The organism is Pantoea sp. X-Soil-OKNW-713, from assembly GCF_059730685.1.
On the sequence record NZ_AP035998.1, the window covers coordinates 108006 to 131375 of the forward strand.

The window sequence follows — 23370 nt, forward strand, 5'->3', positions numbered from 1 at the left end:
CTGAATTATCGTCAGCCAACAGCATGTTTTATCTTTTCGTTACGGCATGAATGACAGTCATGCCCAATGCGTTGCTTCGTTTAGTGATGGTAATAACGTTGCCGCCATACACATTACCTGCCGGATAACACACTTTGATTTTTTCTTCCAAATCAGGATCGTACAGACGAGCGCCTGAACAGCTATGGCGTCCAGCGGAATCATACTCATAAGGGGTGGAGTAAGTGCTGACCTGTCCTGGTAGTAACCACGTCAGTGTGGTGAGCAGAAAATAACTGACCATGCAAAGAAGAAGAACCACACCGGAATACAATTTAATATAATCCTTCGCTGTATGTGGTTTGGCACCTGTTCCCCATTTAATCATCGCAAAGAGCAATGGCACGGCTAATAATAAACTGGATAACAGCATGTTCCTGATAGTCAATGGTCGCAGGAACGTCTCCCGATCAATCTCATATTGCCAGGTGAAAAAGCCAAAGATGCATCCCAACACAATGAGTGTGATGGAAAATAATTTAGGATATGAGGATGTCATCATTTTTTGCTACCTTCCGTGGTCATAAAAAACGGCATATGTTCCTTTAGCTTTCTGTTTAACTCAACTGGGCAGTTTGCGCATGATTCCCTGTAGAAACTCCAGGTACGGGTTAGTGCCTGATGGTTGCTTCAATCACTGGTCGGCTCATCACGCCATACCAATGGTACTCCAACAAACGTGTGGGTACAGCATCGGCATGTCACGGGAATATCCTCTGCTGTGATGTGCGGATTAACCTGTTGAAGGATTCTGTTCTCGTCTACATAGAGACCCGGAAAAAAGGCGAAATCCCCACACCGGACATAGTCCTGCTGTTGATGCTCATGCAACGCAACCATCCAGAAAATGTGATCGGGCCTGTCGAGTCGGCTGTTGGCTTCACTGAAAACATCATCCCACTGTTGACCCACTTTACTCATCAGAAAGTTAAACAATGGCGTGTAGTCCAGGCCACGTTGCTGTTTACCGCGCATAGATTCACGTTGAGGTAACAGATCATCTGCAAGCTTTTTCCTGTGTCTGCCATGACGGTATTCCGCACCGGGATTGTTCGAATGATGGCGCGTAGTGGTATTAACTCTGCGGTAGAGTTTTTTGGCGTGATTGTCGTGCAATGTTATTCCTTTCAATGTCGCTAACGTATTAATGCCGAACTGAATTTGACACAACGAGTTTTTCCCCCTGCACCAAAGGCAGCGTCACCATCACCGACAATCCCCCGCCGACCCGCTGGCTGACACTGAGATCCCCGCCATGTTGCTGGGCGATCTGGCGTGCGATAGCCAATCCCAGGCCCGAACCGTTGTGCCGGGCAGCCGCTCCTTTACCCCGGTGGAATGGTTTAGTAATCAGCAACAATTCTTCCTCTGTAACGCCGGTACCACGATCCTGTACCGCAATCTTTGCGACATCACCTTCCCGCCAACTGGCAACTTCAAGTCCGGTCCGACCATATTTGGCGGCGTTTTGCATCAGGTTTGTCAACAGGCGCATCATGCTAACGGGACGAAAATAGCACACCGGGAGCGGCGTCAGGGACAGGGTAAAGTGTTGGCCCAGGCCGGTAAAATCATAATTCAGTTCGGTAATCATCTGATTAATGTCACCAGGCTGACTCAGCTCAGTGGCGCTGCCGCGGGCATAATCAATGAATTGCTGGAGAATAGTATCCACATCCTCGAAGTACCGGCCAACATCATCCGGGTTCGCGCTGCCCTGCCCGCCGATTGCCATCGCCAGCCGCAGTTTGGTCAGCGGAGTGCGCAGGTCGTGAGAGATTCCGGCCAGCATCTGCGCGCGGGCATTTTCCATCTCGGCCAGACCATCCAGCATGCGGTTAAATGTCAGGCTGACCGTCCTGATTTCGCTCGGTCCTTCCGGCGATAACGGGCGCGGCCATCCTCCCTTCCCTACATCTGTGGCAGCCTGCGCCAGGGAGGTCAGCGGGCGGTTGATGCGCCGTTGCAGGCCATAGGCCGTCAGCAATGCCAGCAGGGCCAGACCCACTGACAGCAGAATCGCACTGATCAGGCTGGAAAGGTGGTTCGACGGTTCAACCGCCAGCGCCACCCAATATGGCTGACCGGCGATCTGCACCTCCACCCATAATTTTTTTTCGGGGGCCTGTTCCCAGCGCAGCGGTATGCCGGGCGGAAGTTGCTGGTGCAGGCTATCAAGAAAGACTTTGAGATAATAACGGCGATAGAAACCCGCCAGCCCCAGCGTGGGGATTTCGATCAGATGAGCCGGTGGTTGAATCACGCCCCCCACCGCCTGGACATAACGATCGCGATCCGTGGCCGGTACCGTTGCCAGCAGCTTATCGAGCATGATGATCTGCGAGGCAATGAGCGAGGCGGCATCATTCACCCTGGGCTTCTGGATAAAAACCAGAAACACCGTGAACGTGGTGATTTGCGTCAACGTCACCAGCAATATCAGCAGGACGCTGTTGCGTGCCAGCAGTGAGCGGGGCCAGAATTTTTTCACGTTTCGCTATCTACGATCAGCATGTAACCCATCCCCCACACGGTCTTCAACCAGCGAGGTTCGGAAGGCTGCGCCTCAAGTTGCTGGCGCAGGCGTAACATCTGCACATCCACGCTTCTGTCCAGTGCTGCATATTCGCGCCCCCGGGCGCGGCTCAGCAGGTTCTCGCGGCTGACGGGCCGGTTAGGTGTGGTGGCCAGCGCAATCAGTAAATTCATTTCGGCAGAATTCAACGCCAGCAACTGATCTTCGCGGTACAGCGTCTGCCGCGTGATATCAAGACGGTAAGGGCCAAAGCAGACCGCCCCCGAACCTGCGGGTGTTTCACCCTGCTGCAACGCCTGACGCCGGAAGATCGCTTTGATACGTGCCACCAACTCCTGCGGCAGAAAAGGCTTGGCGAGATAGTCATCAGCACCGGTTTCCAGACCGATCACCCGGTCTACCGGATCGCCGCGCGCCGTTAACATCAGGATGGGCAACGTGAAGTTTGCTGCCCGCAGGCGACGGCAAACGGACAGGCCATCTTCCGGTTCCATCATCAGGTCAAGCACCAGCAGATCAAAGGGTTCACGTTGCAAAAGACGGTCGAGCCGGGCGCCATTTTCTGCCGTCCTGACGTCAAATCCCTGATCGCGCAAATAGCGTTGCAGCATGCTGCGCAGTTCATTTTCATCGTCAAGGACCAGTATTTTCTTTGCCTTGTGCTCGGTTTTCGCGTCACTCATAGGTCATTCACCCCTGATGAACAGGCTTCCGGCGCGCTTGCCAGGCCTCTTGTGCACGTTGCAAAACGACATAAAAACAAGGGACCAACAGGATGGCAAGAAAAGTCGCTGACAACATCCCGGAAAAAACGGTAATCCCCAGCGATTTTCTGGCACTGGCGCTGGCGGCGCTGGAGAATATCAGCGGTATAACGCCCAGCGTAAAGGCCAGCGAAGTCATAATAATCGGGCGGAAACGCGTCCTGGCTGCCGTCAGTGCCGCATCGATGATGCTGCTACCGGCCAGACGTTGCTGGCGGGCATATTCGACAATCAGGATCGCATTTTTGGCAGCAAGCCCGGCCAGCAGCAGCACGCCAATCTGCGTATACAGATTGTTAGCGATATTCAGCGCTAACAATGTGATCGCCGTACCTGATAATGCAAGCGGGACACCGAGGATCACGCTGACGGGCAACCAGTAGCTTTCATATTGTGCCGCCAGCACCAGATAAACCAGCAGCAGTGACATGGCGAACGCAAGATAGATACGGTTCCCGGCGACGTTTTCCTGATACGACATATCGGTCCACGACAGGCTGATATCCGGCGGCAGTGTGGCTTTTGCCAGCGCGCTCACTGCCTGCATCGCCGCACCGGTACTGTAACCCTGAGCGGGCATACCATTGAGGGTGGCCGACGGATTAAGATTATATAAAGAAGCCACCGCTGGCCCTTCTGTCGGGGTGAAACTGACCAGGGTTGCCAGCGAAACCGGCTCGCCGCTGGCATTTTTTACCGTCAGGGCGGAGATTTGTTGTTGCAGGCGGCGCTGGTCAGACTGCGCCTGAACATACACTTTCACGCTATGGTTTTCACGGGTGATTTGATTGACATAGCTGGCCCCGAGATATTGTTGCATGGCATCGAAGGCATCACCCGGTGAGACGCCCATCGCTGCTGCGCGCGCTCTGTCCAGCGTGACATTGATCTGCGGTACGTTCGCACGCAGTGTACTGAACATCCGCGACACTTGAGGCAGTGCCATCGCCTGCCGGACAAAATTGTCACTTACCTGCTGCAAATGCTGATAGTCACGTTGTCCGTTAGTTTCGCTCAGCACCATCTGCATACCGCCCCCGTTACCTACGCCCTGGATCGGCGGCGGCACAATCACCAGCGCATTGGTATCGGGAATTTTCGCCAGTTGTTTATTCAGGTTGCTGTAAATAGAACGCAGATCCTGGTGTCTGCCACGCTGATTCCACGGTTTCAGGGTGACGTAAATCAGAGCCGCGTTGGACAAGGACGCATTGTTGTCGAGCGGTGAAAGTCCGCCAATCACGACGGCATGATCCACCCCCGGTTGCTGCCCCAGCACCTGCTCTACCCGCTGGGTCACGCTGGCGGTTTGTTCCAGCGAGGCGGCGTCCGGTAGTTGCAGCGACACCAGCAGATAGCCCTGGTCTTCCAGCGGAATAAATCCGGTCGGGATGCTGAAAAAAGCCGCCAGTGTCAGCGCGATGACCAGCAGACCGCCGATAAACGCCGCTTTGCTGTGGCGGATCAAGCGGCGAATGCCGTTGAGATAGGCGTTTTCCAGCCACGCGAACACCTGATTGAACTTGCGGTAAATCCAGGGTTTGCTGCCACTGTTAGCGGGTCGCAGCCACTGCGCGCTTTGTACCGGTTTTAACGTCAGGGCATTGAGGGCGCTGAGTAAGGTGGTCACGGCGATCACCAGCGCAAACTGACGATACATCTGGCCGCTGAGGCCGGGTAAGAAACTGGCCGGAAGATACACGGCGACCAGCACCAGCGTGATGGAAATGATCGGCGGCAGCAGTTGACGCATGGCACGCAGCGTCGCCTCGCGAGGGGCATATCCCTGTTCGATATGATGACTCACCCCTTCGACCACCACGATTGCATCATCAATAACGATACCAATCGCCAGCACGATGGCAAAAAGCGTCAGCAGATTGATGGAAAACCCCATCAGATAGATGGCACCGAATGTTCCGATAAGGGTGACCGGCACGGTGGTGGCAGGCACCAGCACGGCACGCCAGTTTTGCAAGAAAACCACGATCACCAGTAACACCAGCAGCCCGGCAATCAGCAGCGTGCTGTAGACATCATTGACCGAACTCTTGATAAAGGTGGTGGTGTCGAAAGGCAGCGCATAATGCATGCCTGCTGGCATCCGAGCCGACAATTTCTGCATCTCCGCCGCAACCGCGTTGCCGACCTCCAGCGCGTTAGCATCCGGGAGTTGCGAAATGGCAATCCCTGCCGCAGGTTTACCGTCCATCGTGAAAAACTGCGCATAGCTGGATGAACCCAGCTCGGCATGGCCCACATCCTGTAAACGCACCAGTCTGCCGCCGTCCTCGGTGCTGCTTTTGATAACGATCTGATTGAACTGGCTGGCATCGCTCAGCAGGCCATTGACGTTAAGCGTCAGCTGCATCTGTTGACCATTGTTGGCGGGTGGTGCGCCCAGTTGCCCGGCGCTGACGCTGCGGTTTTGCGCTTTGATGGCGTTAATTACGTCATCCGGCACCAGGCCATATTGCTGCATACGCGCGGCATCCAGCCAGATGCGAATGCTGTAATCTCCGGTACCGAAGACCGTGACATCCCCCACGCCGGGGATCCGCGCGAGTGAGTCGCGCAAATGGTTGGTGGCATAGTTGCTTAAAAACAACGTACCCTGGTTTGGGTCAGAAGATTGCAGGCTGTACAACTGCAAAATTGCCGTTGACCTTTTGCGCACCGTTACGCCCTGCTGCTGCACCGCATCCGGCAACTGGGAAAGCGCCGCCTGAACACGGTTCTGCACCAGGATCTGTGCCTGATTGCTGTCGGTGCCGATGGCAAAGGTGATATTCAGGGTGTAGGTGCCATCATTGCCGGTGGTCGATTTCATATACAGCATGTTCTCGACCCCATTCACCTGCTGCTCGATAGGGAACGCCACCTGATCCTGCAAGGTTTGCGCGTTCGCACCGGGATAGTGGGTCACCACCTGAACAACTGGCGGCGTAATGGCGGGATATTGCGCTACCGGCAACGCCCACAAAGCCACAGCGCCGAGGATCAGGATGATCAATGACAGCACGTTGGCAAAAACCGGCCGGTCGAGAAAGAACTTAATCATGCTGGCTTTGCGCCTCGTTGCTGACGTTGACTTTTTTGCCGACCAAATCCGGGCGAGCATAGGTCAGGACGCGTTGTGTGGCGTCATTTGCACTGAGCAAAATGACATGTTCATCACTGCCGGGAGCGGTGTTAATCCTGAGCTGGCTGACCGTGCCATCCGGGGACACCGGGAAAATGCTGCCGTCCTTCACGGCCGTCACCGGGAGCTGCAACGGGCTGTCCGGCGTTGCCGCATGCAGAGTGACCTGGACAAACATGCCCGGCAGCAGGTTAACCGGCGGCTGGTGCAGGGTCGCCCGCAGGGTGATATTGCCGCTGGCGCTGTCGAGCTGGTTATCGACAAAATCGATGGTGGTATGCAGCGGCTCATTCAGACCGGGAACCTGGATATCCACCGGCTGATGTTCCACCGCATCGCTGCGTGCCGCGATAATGCCGAAACGCGTCGCGTCTGACTGGTTCAGGCTGAAAGTGACATACAGCGGGTCGATTTTATTGAGCGTGGCTAACACGGTGTTGCCGCTGCTGCCGACCAGATTACCCACATCGACAGTGCGTCGCCCGATGCGCCCGGTAAACGGGGCGATAATCCGCGTATAGCTGAGGTTAATTTGCGCAATGTCCCGTTGCGCCTGCGCCTGATCCCGGGCCGTCTGTGCGTTTTGCAAGTCTGACAGAGAAATAACATGTGACGGATAGAGCGCCTGGTCCCGGTCCGTTTCACGCTGATTATTCACCAGCGTGGCCTGGTCCGAATTAAGCTGCGCCTGTAAGGTGGATGAGTCCAGGGTGAACAACACCTGACCAGCATGAACGATATCGCCGTCCCTGAAGTTAACAGATTGCAGCGTCGCGGCGACACGCGCCACAATCTGCACCTGCTCAGAAGCACTCAGCGTGCCCGTGACGGTGGTTGACGGATCAAACGTGAGTTTTTGCGGCACACTCACCGACACGGCGGGAACGGGTTGCGGGTGAGCGTTTTGCTGTGGCTTGCACCCCGCCAGTGCACAGCCCGCCATCACCAGCAGCCCGAATCGGCATGCCACACTAAGTATCTTCATGGATAGCACGTTCATCAGCCAGGTTATTTTTTCGCAGCCATAAATGCGCTGAGTTGTGCGAAGGTGATATAGCCTTTTTTCGCCGTATCTATTTCAGAAAAATGCTGCGCAACGCGGGGCATGCCAGCCTGCGCTTCAGCCAGGGTTAACTTGCCATCATGATTGGTGTTCGCAGCATTGAAGCGATTTTGCATCAGTTGTGCGAATGCGGCGGTCGGTGCGGCGTTGGCCGCGCTCATAAAGACCAAACCTGCCACCAGAATCAGAAACTTTTTCATTTGTTACCTCGATTAATCGTTAAAGAAAGCATAAAGGGATGTGAGGAAATTCACGGGGAGGAGAATATAAAAAAGCCGCGTCGGCAGGGGTTATCAATTGTTCCAGACTTATGTCATCGCATGTCATGGAGAGGCAAGCCAACGCTTTTTATCTGCTGTTTTATGAGGGGAAAAGGTAAAATGACGCAGGCCGTGACCTTATTTTTTCCGCCAACAGTGACAGGAAGATGCAATGAACCCCTATTTCACCTCAGTCGAGCTAGAAAAGGCTTACCGCCTGATAAATCATGGGCCTGCAACACTGGTATCCGCCAGCCATGATGGCATTGAAAACGTTATGGCGGCGTCCTGGGTTTGTGGTCTGGATTTCACCCCAGCCAAACTGACGGTGGTGCTGGATAAATCCGCCTATACCCGCCAGTTAATTGAGAAGAGCAACAAGTTTGTTATTCAGGTTCCGAATGCCAAACAGGCGGAAATGGTGCACTACCTCGGGACCCATTCAAAAGCCAGCGAGCAGGACAAGCTTTCTCACAGCGATGTCGAGTGTTTTTATGTTGAGGGGATTGATCAACCTTTTGTCAGCGGCTGCTCCGCCTGGTTGTATTGCGAACTGATTCCGCTGGAAGCGAATCAACGCGATCACGATCTGTTTATCGGCGAAGTCAAAGCGGCATGGGCCGATAGCCGTATTTTCCAGGATGGGCACTGGTTGTTTGAATCGGCCGGGGATGAGTGGAGAAGTTTGCATTACATCGCGGGAAAACACTTTTATAAAATTGGTGAAGTGCTGGACGTCGAGTAGCCAGACATCTTATTCATGAGGACGATCTCGCCAGACCGGCTGGCGAGATCGTCTCAATGCGAGATTCGTTACCAACCCGCATACGCCTGGATTTCTTCACGCGTGACCTGCGGGGCATGGCGTATGGCGAGCGAGAGTTTTTCGACCGCATAGGCCATCTCATCCTGATTGATGATTAACGGCGGCGTAATTTCCAACACATTCCCCCCGACGTAGTACACCACCAGTCCCTCTTTCCATGCCTGATACACGACTTTTTGCGCCAGCGCACGGTCCGGTTTTTTGCTGCCGTCCGGAACGACTAACTCGACTCCGATTGCCAGGCCATGTCCACGGACATCACCGATCTCCGGGATATCCTGCGCCAACTCGCGCAGCAGTTGCATAAAATAGCGTCCGGCCTGCGCCGCCCGCTGTGGCAGCTCTTCGCTTTGCAGCACACGCAACACGGAGCGGCCCACCGCAGTACAAATCGGATTGCCCGCCGTGGTCAGCAATGCATGCGCAGCGGGACCGCCGAGGATCTCTTTTGGCCCCACGGTAGCAGAGAGCGGTAAACCGCCACCGATCACTTTGCCAAAGGTGACGATTTCCGGGGTGATGTTCTCATGCTGGAAGGCATGCATCAGTCCGGGTCGTCCCAGTCCCATTTTTACTTCATCGCAAATCAGCGGCACCCCCGCGTTAATGCACAACCGATGTAACCCCGATAAAAAGCCTTTTGGTGGCACCACCATGCCGCCATCCGACAGAATCGGTTCGACGATGACACAGGCTACATCGCCTTTATCGAGTTGTTCTTTAACTTCCAGCAGGCTGGCACTGACTGCCGCTGCGCCTGCATCATCGCTGCGGAAAGGATTGGGATAGGTGGCGAGATAGAGGTCAGGATCGGCAGCGTTGCCTGCCGAGATATGTACGCCGGACACCTTCATCGCCAGCCCGATGCCGCCGTGATAGCCATGCGCAAACGCCACCACTTTACGTTTGCCGCTGGCGAGTCGGCAGGCGCGCAGCGCCACATCATTGGCATCGCTACCGGCATGGCCGAGATAGACACAGCGATCGCCACTGCCGGGGGTGATCGCCAGCAACTCCTCCGCCAGCCCAACCGAATCCGGATGAACGGCAGACAATCCCCCCGCCCCGGCTGGATTCTGTGCTGCCTGGGTGATGGCAGCCGTAATCGCCGGGTGTCCATGCCCCAAACCGGATGCGGTCCAGGTGGCTGACAGGTCGAGTAACTTTCGGCCACCGGCTTCAGTCAGCCAACATCCCTGCCCGGAGGTAATCGCTAACGGAAAAAAGCGTAACTTCTCGATACCGGCGACTGACTGGGCGTCGCGTTGATACAGCGCGGCGGCTTCGGGTGGAAAAATGTCCTGACTCATACCCACTCCTTCTGTGTGGTGGCGGTTGTCACCGTTTCCGCAGGCGTAACAAACTCTGACGCCAGAGAAAGTCCGATATTGCGCACCAGTTTTGGCGCGGAGATGATGATGATCATCCCGGCAATGCACCAGTAAAACGCCACCAGTGCCGGGCTAAACAGTTCTTCCTGCCCTACCACGTTGTAATACAACGACACCACCATAATGACGATGCCGAGTAGCGGCAGGATCAGTTCCCATTTCGGGATGTTCTGGCTCATGCGGGTGATAAAATTGATCACCCCAACTTCAATCATCAGATAGGTGATCATCAGGCAAACTGAGCCGATGATCGCAAAGTAGAAGTACGCATCAATCGCGCTGTTGCCGGTGCCCATCGCCGGTTTACCGCTCAGCCAGGCCACGACATCGATCAGCAGGCTGACTACCAGTACCAGCGTTAAGGCGTTACGAGGTTGATGATTTTTTTCTGACACCTGCGCGAAGCATGCCGGGCCGAACCCATCGCGGGCGAGGGCAAACAGCAGACGGCTGGAGGTGGCCGCGGCCGATAAATTCGCCGCGAAGGCCGACATCATGGCGGTAAACAACATCGCTAATGAGAATGCGGTGCCGACGTAAGTTTGCGACAGCGTCCCCAGCGAGTTCGCTGAATTTTTGAAGGCAGTTAAACCCGATTCGCTGGTGCCAAAACCGAGTGTCTGCACATACATCATGCCGACAAACAACACCCCGGTCAGCAGGATAGAACCCAGCAGGGCCAGCGGGATATTGCGTTTGGGATTTTCCGTCTCTTCACCCAGGGTGGCACAGGCCTCAAAACCAGCCCAGGAGAGGAAAGCAGCGACCACGCCCGCCATCACCGCCTGAAAACTGACGCCATTCAGACTAAACAATGAGGCATGCTCTGCGCTGGTCGCAGGCTGGTGCACGACAATCACCGCCGCCAGAATCAACATCAATACAATCCCGACGCCCTCAATCACCATCAGCACGCGGGCCACGGTCTGCCCATCTCGCGAATTCAGGATCCAGCTAAATATCACCCCGACTGCCGCGGTGACAATCCACGGGATCTGAAAACCTGACGTGGGGAATAATGCGGCCAGAAAGGCGTTGGTAAATGCGCCCAGTGCCGCCAGCGTGGCAATCGAGAAGAACAGATAGGTGCCCATAATGGCGAAACCGGAAAAGAACCCGGCACGCGGGCCGATGGTTTTTCCCACCAGGCCGTAGGCGCTACCGGCATGATTATAAAAACGCGTCAAACGGATAAAACCATAGGCAATTAACGCGACCCCGATCAGACCGAGCACAAACACAATCGGCAGCGCTTTGCCTACTGAGTCGATCAATCCCTGCGCATTGCCCGACATAGCCAGCGTCGGTCCCACCATCCCCAGCGAGAGCGCCAGCGCTTCCCACAGTTTTAAACTTCGCTTTTTATTTGGTGCATGGTTCATCTTCATCACCCTCATACGACGTGATTGATTAGCGAGATGTGTTATGGGTTTCCCCGGTATTGGTAAGGCTTAAACCGACCATGCAAAGCGGAATTTTTCCGTGATGGTCTTTAACGGCATATGTCCCCAGGTATCCTGTTCGTGCTGACGCACAGCGATCAGTGCCCCCAGCAATTCCGGCGGCAACATCGATTGCGCCAACGGACTTTGTGCGAGACGCGTTAAGGCATCGCTGTGGGAGGTGATCAGTCGATGGATATGTTGCTCATGGCGCTGCGCTTCAGAGAGATCGGCAGGGGCCGCTTGTGTAGGTTGTGGCAGCGGCAGCGCGGCGTTCAGTCCCGCCAGCGCCATCCCCAGCACTGCGCCACAGGCGATATAGGGGTTGGCGGAAGGATCGATACACTTCACTTCAAGGTGCGCGCCATAGGGGTTGCCCTGATTTGCCGCACAGTAACGCACCGCGGCTTCCCGGTTTTCCAGTCCCCAGCAGGCATACGCGCCAGACCAGTGCCCGGGTTGCAGGCGATCGGCGGACAGCACTGACGGGGCCAATAACGCTACCAGTTCCGGCAGATGCCGAACAATCCCGGCCAGCAGGCTGCCTCCCGCATCGGTGATACCGTAGCTACCGGTACCGCCTGCCAGCAGCGGCTGGCCCTCACGGGTAAAGGAGAAGTGCAGATGTGCGCCGTTACCAGCATCATGCTCAAACGGCCTTGGAGAGAAACTGACCCGCAACTTGTGTTGACGTGCGATGCGGCCCAGCAAAATACGGGTCAGCACCAGGCGATCGATGGCCGTAACCGGATTGGCCGGGGCCAGTGACAATTCAAACTGGCGAGTGCCATATTCGGCATGAAATTGCTCAAGGCCGACACCGGCTTCTTCAAGAGTTTTGACGAGATCATTGACCATCGCTTCATGTGCCAGCAGCCCGCCCATACCGTAGGCGTGCCATTCGTTATCCTGCTGATCGTCCTGTTCTGGTAACAAAAAGAACTCAAGCTCACCGGCTGCGAGGGTTTCAATGCCCTGCTGTTGCAAGGCCGCAACCTGTCGGCGTAGAAAATGGCGACTACACCAGGCAGCGTGCTCCCCTTCCTGTTCAAACACATCAACCGGCGCCCAGCAAAAACCATCCGGTAATGTCACCAGCGCGGCGAGGTCGGCACGCAGGCGATGATCGCCAACCGCCGAGAACGCAGGGATCCAGGCGATGGCGTTATCGGCGCAGAATAATGCCCAGGAGGGTGATGCCCCCACCCCTGACTGACAGAGCGTTTTCAGTCGGTTAACCGGAACGGATTTGCCACGGATAACGCCAGCGGAATCCACCAGTGAAGCAAACAAGGTCGTGACACCGAGTGCCCTGAGCCTTTCACTTTCACTCTGTAAATCAATGGATTCTTCGTCGATGATTACGGATTGCTTGCCCATTAAACCGAGAACTCCCGTCATAGTTGGTTTGAGATACGCCCCTTGCTATTTTTTTATGTATGTTACAAGATCGATTAAAAATCAATATATGTAATATATATTAAATTCGTATGGTTCAGACGCAGCGCTTGTGGCACTGTGATTTGCCTGAAGTGGAGTGAAGGAGAGCCGGGTGCTGGCACAACAGATAAAAGACAATATGGCGGAGCTGAGTCCGGCGGAGCGTAAAATTGCCAGGGCCATGCTGGCCGACTATCCCGGAGCGGGCTTAGGTTCGGTGCAGATGCTGGCAGATCGCGCTGGCGTCAGCCTGCCTTCCGTGGTGCGCTTTGCCCGCCGCCTGGGCTTTGGTGGCTTCGTTGATTTTCAGCAGGCGCTGCGTGATGAGATCTCTGAACAGGCCAAAGGCCCGTTACAACGTCTGGATAACTGGGTGACGACAGAAAGCGCGTCGGCCCTGATGGAAGCTGCGATTAAATCTTCGACGCTGGCAATCCAGTGTTCATTACGTGACATCGCGGAATACGAAATCGCCGAGGCCACCCGGCTAATCGGTGCCAAAGAACATCATGTGATCCTCGGCGGTGGCCGTATCAGTCAATCGCTGGCGATGTATTTTGGCCGCAACCTGCAACAGGTAAGACGCGGCGTGGATGTGCTCGCCGAAAACCATCATGACCGGATTCAGCAGATCATCGACGTCAATAAAAACGACGTGTTCGTGCTGTTTGATTTTCGCCGCTACCAGCAGGACATGTATCAGCTGGCGCAGGAGATTGTGGCGCGAGGCGCCACGCTCATTGCGGTAACGGATACCCAACTCTCTCCCATCGCTTCTCTGGCTAAAGTGGTGCTGGCCATCCATGTGGAAACCCCGTGGCTGTTTGATGGTTATGCCGCCGGTATTGTGCTGATCGATGCCATTATCGCCAGCATTATGGAAAGTCAGGGCGATAAAACCGTGCAGCGCTTGCAGCAATGGGAAGCGCTTGGCCCCCTATCTTTGAATGCAAAATCTAAATGAGGTAATTGAAGACGTGAGCGTCCCACTCCTTTTTTCCGATGAACCCGCTCCGGTGATGGTGGAGAACCGGACAGGCGATTCCCCTTTTTTGATCCTGTGTGACCACGGTGGAAAACGCATTCCGCGTCAGCTCGGCGATCTGGGTTTACCTCAGCATGAGATCGACCGACATATTGGCTGGGATATTGGCGTACTGGCGGTTTCCCGGCACCTGAGCCGGTTACTGAATGCCCCGTTGGTGCATCAGCGCTATTCCCGCCTGGTGATCGACTGCAACCGCCTGCCTGGCATTCCCAGCTCGATCCCGGTGGTGTCGGAAGCCACCCCCATTCCGGGCAATATCGGCCTGAGTCAGCAGGATCGTGACCAGCGACGGGACGACATTTTCACCCCGTATCATGATGCTATCCGCGCGATACTGGCCGAGCGCAAGCAGCACGGTATCCCGACGTGCATCCTGGCAATGCACAGCTTCACCCCGGTGTTTCACGGTGAGCAGCGGCCCTGGCAGGTTGGCGTTCTGTATCAGCATCAGGCCGACTATGCCCTGACGGTGCTGGAACAATTGCACAACACCCAGCGCTGGTGCGTGGGAGATAACCAACCCTATTCCGTTTCCGATGAAACCGACTACGCCGTACCGCAGCATGCCAATAAAAATGGTCTGCCTTATGTGGAAATTGAAATCCGCCAGGATTTGATTGCGCAGCCAGCAGGACAACTGGCGTGGGCTGAGGATTTAGCCCACATTTTTACCGACAGCTGGAATGTGCTTACCCGTCAGCAATATAAAAAAGAGGCGTAATTCATGTTTAATCCCTCCAGTCGTAATATCCCGATTGAGAAACAAGCCGCGACGTTGTTATTTGTCGATGTGCAGAACTACAACGCCCGCCGTGATGGTGGTGAATATGTCGGGATGTCTACAGCCGAGCAACACGAGAAGTTTGGTTATTTCTTTGACATTATTGAACGTGAAACCATCGCGAATATGCAAAAAGTCCAGGCGGCGTGTCGTGCCAGTCAGGTTGAAGTGATGTACACCGTGATTGAAAGTCTGACCAAAGATGGACGTGACCGTAGTCTCGACTACAAAATCACCGGCTTTAACGTGCCGCGTGATTCGTGGGACGCTCAGGTGCTGGAAGCTATCGCACCAGCGGATGATGAAATCGTTCTGTCGAAAACCTCTTCCAGCGTGTTTATCTCCACCAATATTGATTATGTGTTGCGTAACCTTGGCACACGTTATCTGGTGATTGCGGGTTTTCTTACCGATCAATGCATTGAAAGCGCGGTACGTGACGCCTGCGATCTGGGCTATCTGGTGACATTAGTGACCGATGCCTGCGCGACACTGACGCCAGAACGTCAGCAAAACTCCCTCAATGCTATCAAAGGTTATTGCCGCCAGGTGACGACACAGGATTTTCTCAACGAACTCGCGGCAGGTTAAACGACTGTCTCAGGATTATCTGGTCCTGTTGGTAAAAAAAGGTGAAGACCCGCATGGTCGGATCAGTTTCCTCTAATCTGGATTAAGGCTTGTGACGGGCTACAACCTATTGTGCTCGTTGCCAGCTTTCACAAAAACAGAATGCGGTTTGCACAAATAACCTTCACACAAAAAGTGCAGGGTGAAACTTTCCTGCACCATCGTAACGCCCAATGGATGGTACTGCGATAACGCGGCGATCCCTGACTGGCTAATATCCCCTCCCTCTCAACCTTAATTATCTCGCTGTGACGTCTGCCTGCTCTCGTGTTTCTCATTTTGAGAAATCGGTTATCGAAAATCGGTAACGACAATATTCCGGCATTGGCGCTGCTCTTGCTACATCAGTGCCATCTGCTTTTGTTGTTAACTTTTCATTGATCGCTGGAGAACGGTATGGCTCGTTACAAGACAAGACAGATTCACAAGTATGCTTTAACCGCATTATTGTTGTGCTGCGCTTCTTACAGCTATGCAGGTAAACAGAACGACACGCTGGTTTATGCCTCTGATAACGAAGTGGAAAATATCAGTCCTTATCATAACAATCTGCGCGAAGGCGTTATTCTGGCGCATATGGTGTGGGACACGCTTATTTATCGCGACCCGAAAACCGGTGAATATAAACCGGAACTGGCATCTGACTGGAAATGGGAATCCCCGACTGCGTTATTAATTCATCTACGCAAAGACGTTAAATTCCACAATGGCGATCCCTTCAGTGCCGATGATGTGGTCTACACCTTCGAGAAAATCGCGGGTCCAAATACCGCCTCCGTGGTGCCGCAAAGTGTTGACTGGATCGATCATGTTGAGAAAGTCGATGACTTCACCGTTCGTTTGCACCTGAAACAACCCTTCCCGGCGGCGCTGGAGTACCTGTCCGGCCCTACGCCAATCTACCCGGCCAAATATTTCCAACAGGTGAAACTGGAAGGTTTTAGTAAAGCTCCAATCGGCACCGGCCCCTACAAGATCGTGAAAGTCATCCCCGGCCAGGGCGTTGATATGGTGAAAAACCCCGACTACTTCAAAGAGAGTCCTCAGGGACAGCCGCACATCGGTAAGGTGCAGTTTGTGGTGATCCGCGACCCGGAAGCGCGTGTCGCCCAGCTGATGACCGGCCAGGTGGACTGGATCTGGCGTGTGGCCGCCGACCAGGTGGAGCCGCTTTCGGCCATGCCGAATATCGCGGTGAAAAGTGGCGAGACCATGCGCATCGGTTTCCTCGCACTGAACACCAATGCCACCGGCCCCGAAGCGGCGCCGCTGAAAGATCTGCGCGTGCGGCAGGCCATCAATTACGCTATTAACCGTCAGGGCATTGTCGATAACCTGGTACGTGGTGGCAGCAAGCCAGTGTACACCGCCTGTTTCCGCACCCAGGTCGCCTGCAACGACAGCAAAGTTATCAAGTACAATTACGATCCTGCCAAAGCGAAGCAACTGCTGGCAGAGGCGGGCTATGCCAACGGTTTTGACACCGACCTGTGGGCCTATCGCGAACGTGATTATGCGGAAGCGATTATTGGCGATCTGCGCAAAGTCGGTATCCGCGCCCGCCTCCATTTTGTGCAGTATCCGGTGATGGCGACCGCCCTCAGCTCCGGCCAGGCGCCGATGGCCTTTAACACCTGGGGATCGTTCTCAATCAATGATACCTCGGCGTTTACTACCCCCTACTTCGGTGGCAAAGGCAGCGATATCTGGAAAGATGCCACGCTGACCGCAATGCTGAAAAAAGCCGATGCCACGGTCGATGCCAAACAGCGCAATGAAGAATATGGCGAGGCGCTGGGGCGTATCTCTGCCCAGGCTTACATTGCACCGATGTTTTCCTACTCAACCCACTACGCCTTCAATGCCGATCTGAACTTCCAGGACTGGCCGGATGAACTGCCGCGCTTTGCCCAATCCAGCTGGAAATAAGGAGCCGAGTTATGGTGCGCTTTATCTTAAATCGGCTGCTGGTGGCGCTGGCGGTGCTGTTTACCGTGGCGGTCGTCAGTTTTGCCCTGCTGCATCTTTCGGGTGACCTGGCGATAGCCATTGCCGGACCGGATGCCAGCGCGGAAACCGTGGCGCAGATCCGCGTACAGAATGGACTGGACCAGCCGCTGCTGGTGCAGTTTTCACACTGGTTCTGGTCGGCGTTGCACCTCGATTTTGGTCGTTCGTTCTACTTCGAAAATACCGTGATGGAGCTGGTCGGTCAGCGTATGCCCATTACGCTCCAGTTGGGCGGTGTGGCGCTGCTGCTGGCGCTGGTGGTGGCGATCCCCCTTGGTGTGGTGGCGGCGGTGTTTCGCGACAGTTGGGTAGACCGCTGCGCGATGTTTATCTCGGTGCTGGGCCAGGCGATCCCCAACTTCTGGTTCGCTCTGGTGTTGATCCTGATTTTCGCCGTAGGGCTGAAATGGCTGCCGGTGGCCGGTAACGGTAGCTGGCAACATTTTGTGTTGCCAGCAGTGGCACTGGGATATTACGCCATGCCGTCGCTGATGCGCCTGACACGCTCCGGCATGCTGGATGTGCTGGGTGCGGATTATATCCGCACCGCCCATGCCAAAGGATTGAGTGCCTTTAAGGTGGTGGTCAAGCATGGGCTGCGTAACGCCATTATCCCGGTCGTGGCGCTGGCAACGGTGGAGCTCGGTTTTATGCTGGGCGGCTCGGTGGTGATTGAATCGGTGTTCTCGTTGCAGGGGCTGGGGCAACTGGCCTGGGACTCCATCTCGCGCAACGACTTCCCGGTGGTGCAGGCCATCGTGTTGATCATCGCCATCTTCTATATCGGGCTGACGTTCCTGGCGGATGTGCTTAATGCCGTGCTCGATCCCCGTTTGCGCAGCAAATAAGGAACCTCAATGAAAACGACTATGGCAGGAACCATGAAAAACGTCATTAGCCCGGAACCCGGCCTGTTGCCGGAACCAACGGCCTGGCAGCGCCTGTGTCGCCGTGTCTTCGGTCATCACAGCATGACGCTGGGCGTGGTGATTCTTGGCACCATCGTTCTGCTGGCGTTGCTGGCTCCGTTAATCAGCCCACACGATCCCTTTGCGCAGGACGTCAGCAGACGCCTGGTGCCGCCGGTATGGTTTGAGAAAGGCGAATGGACGCACCTGCTGGGTACCGACAAACTCGGGCGCGACTATCTCAGCCGCCTGTTGTATGGCGCTCGGGTATCTCTGCTGATTGGTCTGGTATCGGTGATGATCTCAGCGCTGATCGGCGTCACGCTCGGTGTGCTGGCCGGTTACTTTGGTGGGCGGGTTGATGCGGTAGTCAGCTACCTGCTGACGGTGCGGCTGGCGATGCCGGTGATCCTGGTAGCGCTGGCGCTGGCCTCGCTGATTGGGGGTTCGGTCAAGGTGGTGATTATGCTGCTTGGCCTGCTGTTGTGGGATCGCTTTCTGATTGTCTCCCGTTCCGTCACCCGGCAACTGCGTGAGGCCGAATTCATCGCAGCAGCGCGAACGCTGGGCGCATCTTCGCTGTTTATCATGCTGCGCGAAATTCTGCCGAATCTGCTCGGACCGCTGACGGTGGTGGTGACGCTCGAAATTGCCCACGCCATTTTACTGGAAGCCACCCTGTCGTTTCTGGGGCTTGGCGTACAACCGCCCATGCCGTCCTGGGGGCTGATGGTGGCAGAAGGCAAGGCATATATGTTCTTTCAGCCCTGGGTGATTGTGATCCCCGGTGTGGCACTGGCGTTGTTGGTATTGAGTATCAACCTGGTGGGTGATGGTCTGCGCGATATCACGGCGCTCGACGGTCGCAACTAAGAGGGAAATGACATGAACCAGACTGACGCACCTCTGCTTGAAGTGAAAAATCTGCGGGTGGATCTCCAGACGCCGCGTGGCACGCTGCATGCTGTGCGCGGCATCGATTTCAGCGTAAATTGCGGTGAAATGCTGTGCCTGGTGGGGGAATCCGGCTGTGGTAAATCCATGACCTCACTGGCGATGATGGATCTGCTGCCGCGCAATGCCCGACGCCAGGCCGACAGCCTGCGCTTTAAGGGAAACGACCTGCTCGCACTTAACCGCCGTGAACGGGCGGCGATGCGCGGCAACAGTATGTCGATGATATTCCAGGAACCGATGACATCATTGAATCCATCCTGGACGCTCGGCGAACAGTTATGTGAAACCCTGCTGGCACATCGTAAGGTGTCGCGTGCGCAGGCGCGGGAACGCGCGGTGTACCTGATGGAGCGCGTCGGCATTCCGCAGGCGACAGATCGACTGAAACAGTATCCGCACCAACTTTCTGGTGGCCTGCGGCAACGCATCATGATCGCGATGTCGCTGATGTGTGAACCTGAACTGATCATTGCCGATGAACCGACCACCGCGCTGGATGTCACCATTCAGGCACAGATCCTGCGTTTACTGCGCGAGTTGCAACAGGAAATGGGCATGGCGGTGATCTTCATTACCCACGATCTGGGCGTGGTGGCGCGTATCGCCGATCGCGTGGCGGTGATGTACGCCGGGCAGGTGGTGGAAACCGCTCCGGTCAATGAACTGTTCCGTCAGCCGCACCATCCCTATACCCGTGGGTTGCTGGAGTGTATTCCGGTTGCGGGCCGCACACAGCCGGGGCAGCCTCTGCCTACCATTCCTGGCGTGGTCCCCAATCTTACCGGTCCTCAACAGGGTTGTGCGTTTCGCAACCGTTGTAGCCAGTGCCAGGAGGCATGTAACGAGAATCCGCCTTATCAGCCGCTCAATGCACAGCATCAGGTGCGCTGCATTCGTCCTTTGACCATCAGGGAGGCGCTATGAGCAAGCTGACACGGCCACATATTGCCGGCAATGAGGATATCGCCCTGGAACTTTGCGCGCTGAGCCGGATTTTTCGCCTGAATCGCGGGTTGTTTAAGTCCCCTGCGGAGATCCGGGCGGTAGACAATGTCTCGCTGCGTATCCGGCGCGGGGAAACGCTGGGACTGGTGGGAGAATCCGGCTGCGGTAAAAGTACGCTGGCAAAAATGCTACTGGGCCTGCTGCCGCCCACCACTGGCAACGTACTGATTGAGGGACGCGAGGTTGATGCCGCCGATCGGCGTAAATTGAGTGCGCGTATTCAACCCATTTTTCAGGACCCCTGGTCTTCACTTAACCCGCGTCGCACCGTCTCAGATGTCGTTGAAGTGGCATTGCGGCTGCACCACATTGGCACGCCGGATGAACGCAAAAAGCAGGTGCGGGAGATGCTGGATCTGGTCGGCATGCCTTCACGTACCCACAGCCAGTATCCGGGGCAACTTTCCGGGGGGCAGCGTCAACGCGTCGCCATTGCCCGTGCGCTGATCCTGCGTCCGGAGATTCTGATCTGTGATGAACCCACTTCGGCGCTAGATGTTTCGGTGCAGGCGCAGATCCTCAATCTGTTGCTGGCGCTGAAACAGGAGTTTTCCCTGACTTACCTGTTTATCAGCCACAACCTGTCGGTGGTGGAACATCTGGTTGATCATGTTGCGGTGATGCGCAAAGGCCAGATCGTTGAACAGGGAACGCGGGAACAGATTTTTAGCCAACCGCAACATCCCTACACCCGAGCGTTGTTGGCCTCGGTAATGACACCGGAACCGGGGCTCGGTATCCCGGAAATAGAAGGAATTGACGGATAATGACGATCACTCGTGAAGTCGTGCTACAGGCAGCGCTGGACCATTTTCACACCGGTGCCTTACGTGAAACGCTGGCGCGCCGGGTTAGCTACCGGACAGAGAGTCAGCATCCACAGCAGATGGCCTATCTTAATGAAGAGATGATCCCGTACCTCACCGCACTGGGGTTCAGTTGTCAGGTGGTGGCCAATCCTGAAGCAGGGAAAAGTCCTTTTCTGCTGGCGCGTCGTCTCGAAGCCGATGCGGCGTTTACCCTGCTGACTTATGGGCACGGCGATGTGGTGCCGGGAGACGAAGAGAACTGGCGCAGCGGTCTTAATCCGTGGGAGCTGAGTGTCGAGGGCAATCGCTGGTATGGGCGCGGGACGGCCGATAATAAAGGCCAGCACAGCATCAACCTGGCCGCGCTGGCGTTGGTGCTTAAGGCGCGTAACGGACGGCTGGGCTACAACGTCAAAATGATTCTGGAGATGGGGGAAGAGATCGGTTCACCGGGTCTGGAAACGGTTTGTCAGCAGTATCGTGACTGGCTGGCCGCCGATCTGTTTATCGCTTCAGATGGTCCACGCGTGACAGCGTCACGTCCAACTTTATTCCTCGGCTCACGCGGCGTATTCAACTTTACCTTGCGGGTGACATTACGTGATGGTGCGCATCACTCCGGCAACTGGGGCGGATTGCTCAGTAACCCGGGTATACGCCTGGCCCATGCGATTGCCAGTCTGGTGGATGACAACGGTCGCATCTTGCTACCTGCGTTGTTGCCACCACCGTTATCCGCCAGTATCCGTCATCATTTGAGCGACCTTGCGTTGGGAAATGCCCCTGGCGATCCGCAGATTGCCCCGCAGTGGGGAGAGCCGGGCTTAAGCGCGGCAGAAAAACTCTATGGCTGGAATACGCTGGAGACGCTGGCCATCACCAGCGGCAATCCCGAAAAACCGGCGCATGCTATCCCACCAACCGCGCTGGCGCATTGCCATATGCGTTATGTTCCGGGCAGTGATGTGGATAACTTTGCCGACCATATTCGCCAGCATCTTGACCAGCAGGGTTTTCACGATGTGGATGTGGTGGCGCCGGTAAACTGTTTCAAAGCCACGCGTATTGATCCTGACGATCCCTGGGTCGGCTGGAGTCTCGACTCAATTGGCCGTTCAATCGGCAAGGAAGCCGCAGTGCTGCCAAATTTTGGCGGTGGCTTACCCAATGCCTGCTTTCTTGATACGTTTGATGTGCCCACGTTGTGGCTACCCCACTCGTATCCGGCGTGTTCCCAGCATGCACCCGATGAGCATTTGCTCGCCGATGTGGCCTGCGAAGCGCTGCAAATCATGACTGGTCTGTATTGGGATCTGGCTGAGCAGGGCCGGGAGGTCATGCTCGATCGGCAAGGCTGACATCAGGGAGGCCCTGTGCACAACATTGAGATTCGCTACTTTATGGCGGTTGCAACCACCGGCTCGATCAGCGCCGCCAGCCAGCAACTGTTTGTCGCCATCTCCGCCATCAGTCGGCATATCCAGCGGCTGGAAACCCGGCTGGGGGTGACGTTATTTGAACGCAGTCCACGCGGGATGCAGCTTAATGATGCCGGACATATTCTGGCAAACCATGTCCGTCGTAGCATGGCGGATATGGAGTTGGCCGTGGCTGAACTGCAAGGTATTAAAGCCGTGGCGCAAACCACTATCCGGGTGGTGTGTACTGATGGGCTGGCGTTTAACTTGCTACCGAACCTGATGGCAAAGTTTCGCCTGCTCCATCCCCGTGTCAGTTTTATCCTCACGGTCGGCACCGGCAGGCAGGTGCCGGAACTGGTGCGCAATGGTGAGTGCGATCTGGCTATCCGGTTTATCCTCTCTCCTGAGTCCGGTGTGGAAGTGCTGGCGTCTTTTCCCTCCCCGGTACTGATTTTTATGAAGGACGATCATCCGTTAGCGGAACGGGATATTCAGCTGGCGGACCTGAATGCCTGGCCCGTGGTGCTGCCAGACCAGTCAGCGACCATTCGCCAGCTTTTCGACCTCTCCTGCCGTATGAATAATGTCTTCATCGATCCCGTCTTCACCTGTAACCACTTTTCCACGCTGTACGAATTTGTCTGTCAAACTCCCGGCGCCATCAGCGTTAGCAGCCATTATTCGATAATGACGCGGGCGCGGCAGGATGGCCTGATCATCAAGACCATCAACCGCGACCAGTTGAGCCAGCGCAGCCTGCAATTGCAAAGTGAGATGGGAAAACCGCGCAGTGCGATGTTGGATGCTTTTTTTGTTTTCCTGCGGGAAGAGTTACAGCAGCGGGATCAGCAGTGTCGGAAAGAGTTTGATTTGCAGTTTCGTTGAGTCAGATCCGTCG

Annotated in this window: 21 protein-coding genes; 11 read left to right on the forward strand and 10 right to left on the reverse strand. The window is 55.5% G+C overall.

The genetic code is table 11. The features are described 5' to 3' along the window. Positions 1-28: 28 nt before the first annotated feature. From AC6I8R_RS25450 to AC6I8R_RS25480, 7 genes are all read right to left on the reverse strand, one after another. Positions 29-541 (reverse strand): hypothetical protein, encoded by a 513-nt coding sequence (locus AC6I8R_RS25450; protein ID WP_497831527.1) that lies wholly within the window; start codon positions 539-541, stop codon positions 29-31. 128 nt (positions 542-669) lie between these two features. Next, positions 670-1155 carry a hypothetical protein gene (locus AC6I8R_RS25455; RefSeq protein WP_497833215.1) on the reverse strand — a complete coding sequence of 162 codons (486 nt, stop codon included), beginning with the start codon at positions 1153-1155 and terminating at the stop codon, positions 670-672. 28 nt (positions 1156-1183) lie between these two features. Next, the gene (locus AC6I8R_RS25460) at positions 1184-2530 is read right to left on the reverse strand and encodes an ATP-binding protein (protein WP_497833216.1); all 1347 of its coding nucleotides are present in this window, start codon (positions 2528-2530) and stop codon (positions 1184-1186) included. Then, complete coding sequence (locus AC6I8R_RS25465) at positions 2527-3258, reverse strand: response regulator (protein ID WP_021183968.1); 732 nt, start codon at positions 3256-3258, stop codon at positions 2527-2529. The genes AC6I8R_RS25460 and AC6I8R_RS25465 overlap by 4 nt, the downstream gene beginning before the upstream one ends. A 7-nt stretch (positions 3259-3265) precedes the next feature. Continuing rightward, entirely contained in the window at positions 3266-6400 is a 3135-nt protein-coding gene (locus AC6I8R_RS25470; protein WP_497833217.1) for an efflux RND transporter permease subunit, read from the reverse strand. Then, the gene (locus AC6I8R_RS25475) at positions 6393-7466 is read right to left on the reverse strand and encodes an efflux RND transporter periplasmic adaptor subunit (protein WP_497833218.1); all 1074 of its coding nucleotides are present in this window, start codon (positions 7464-7466) and stop codon (positions 6393-6395) included. Before AC6I8R_RS25475 ends, AC6I8R_RS25470 begins: the two co-directional genes overlap by 8 nt. A gap of 23 nt (positions 7467-7489) precedes the next feature. Next, positions 7490-7744, reverse strand: coding sequence for an EF-hand domain-containing protein (locus AC6I8R_RS25480; protein ID WP_208726960.1), 255 nt, complete (start codon positions 7742-7744; stop codon positions 7490-7492). A gap of 232 nt (positions 7745-7976) precedes the next feature. On the opposite strand from AC6I8R_RS25480, the gene AC6I8R_RS25485 reads away from it, so the two are divergent. Beyond that, positions 7977-8549: a flavin reductase family protein gene (locus tag AC6I8R_RS25485; RefSeq protein WP_497833219.1), complete on the forward strand. Its 573-nt coding sequence runs from the start codon at positions 7977-7979 to the stop codon at positions 8547-8549. A 68-nt stretch (positions 8550-8617) separates the two neighbouring features. On the opposite strand, the gene AC6I8R_RS25490 is transcribed toward AC6I8R_RS25485, so the two are convergent. From AC6I8R_RS25490 to AC6I8R_RS25500, 3 genes are all read right to left on the reverse strand, one after another. Then, complete coding sequence (locus tag AC6I8R_RS25490) at positions 8618-9940, reverse strand: aspartate aminotransferase family protein (RefSeq protein ID WP_208726958.1); 1323 nt, start codon at positions 9938-9940, stop codon at positions 8618-8620. Beyond that, positions 9937-11403, reverse strand: a complete 1467-nt coding sequence (locus tag AC6I8R_RS25495; RefSeq protein ID WP_497833220.1) for an APC family permease — start codon at positions 11401-11403, stop codon at positions 9937-9939. Before AC6I8R_RS25495 ends, AC6I8R_RS25490 begins: the two co-directional genes overlap by 4 nt. Before the next feature lie 69 nt (positions 11404-11472). Beyond that, the gene (locus AC6I8R_RS25500; protein WP_497833221.1) at positions 11473-12843 is read right to left on the reverse strand and encodes a type I glutamate--ammonia ligase; all 1371 of its coding nucleotides are present in this window, start codon (positions 12841-12843) and stop codon (positions 11473-11475) included. A 172-nt stretch (positions 12844-13015) separates the two neighbouring features. On the opposite strand from AC6I8R_RS25500, the gene AC6I8R_RS25505 reads away from it, so the two are divergent. The 10 genes from AC6I8R_RS25505 to AC6I8R_RS25550 all read left to right on the forward strand — a co-directional run bounded on the left by AC6I8R_RS25505 (position 13016) and on the right by AC6I8R_RS25550 (position 23357). Then, positions 13016-13867, forward strand: coding sequence for a MurR/RpiR family transcriptional regulator (locus AC6I8R_RS25505; RefSeq protein WP_021183976.1), 852 nt, complete (start codon positions 13016-13018; stop codon positions 13865-13867). After that, positions 13851-14672 (forward strand): N-formylglutamate amidohydrolase, encoded by an 822-nt coding sequence (locus AC6I8R_RS25510; protein WP_497833222.1) that lies wholly within the window; start codon positions 13851-13853, stop codon positions 14670-14672. Before AC6I8R_RS25505 ends, AC6I8R_RS25510 begins: the two co-directional genes overlap by 17 nt. A gap of 3 nt (positions 14673-14675) precedes the next feature. Further along, complete coding sequence (locus tag AC6I8R_RS25515; RefSeq protein ID WP_208726954.1) at positions 14676-15323, forward strand: cysteine hydrolase family protein; 648 nt, start codon at positions 14676-14678, stop codon at positions 15321-15323. A 435-nt stretch (positions 15324-15758) separates the two neighbouring features. After that, a complete protein-coding gene (locus AC6I8R_RS25520) occupies positions 15759-17291 on the forward strand; it encodes an ABC transporter substrate-binding protein (protein ID WP_497833223.1) in 1533 nt (510 codons plus the stop codon). An 11-nt stretch (positions 17292-17302) separates the two neighbouring features. Continuing rightward, positions 17303-18220, forward strand: a complete 918-nt coding sequence (locus AC6I8R_RS25525) for an ABC transporter permease (protein WP_021183981.1) — start codon at positions 17303-17305, stop codon at positions 18218-18220. 9 nt (positions 18221-18229) lie between these two features. Next, positions 18230-19153: an ABC transporter permease gene (locus AC6I8R_RS25530; protein ID WP_497833224.1), complete on the forward strand. Its 924-nt coding sequence runs from the start codon at positions 18230-18232 to the stop codon at positions 19151-19153. Between the two features lie 12 nt (positions 19154-19165). Beyond that, entirely contained in the window at positions 19166-20161 is a 996-nt protein-coding gene (locus AC6I8R_RS25535) for an ABC transporter ATP-binding protein (RefSeq protein WP_497833225.1), read from the forward strand. Next, positions 20158-21009, forward strand: a complete 852-nt coding sequence (locus AC6I8R_RS25540; RefSeq protein ID WP_497833226.1) for an ATP-binding cassette domain-containing protein — start codon at positions 20158-20160, stop codon at positions 21007-21009. Before AC6I8R_RS25535 ends, AC6I8R_RS25540 begins: the two co-directional genes overlap by 4 nt. A gap of 5 nt (positions 21010-21014) precedes the next feature. After that, the gene (locus AC6I8R_RS25545; RefSeq protein ID WP_497833297.1) at positions 21015-22409 is read left to right on the forward strand and encodes a M20 family metallopeptidase; all 1395 of its coding nucleotides are present in this window, start codon (positions 21015-21017) and stop codon (positions 22407-22409) included. Positions 22410-22424: 15 nt separating this feature from the next. After that, positions 22425-23357 carry a LysR family transcriptional regulator gene (locus tag AC6I8R_RS25550; RefSeq protein WP_497833227.1) on the forward strand — a complete coding sequence of 311 codons (933 nt, stop codon included), beginning with the start codon at positions 22425-22427 and terminating at the stop codon, positions 23355-23357. The last annotated feature ends 13 nt before the right edge of the window (positions 23358-23370 follow it).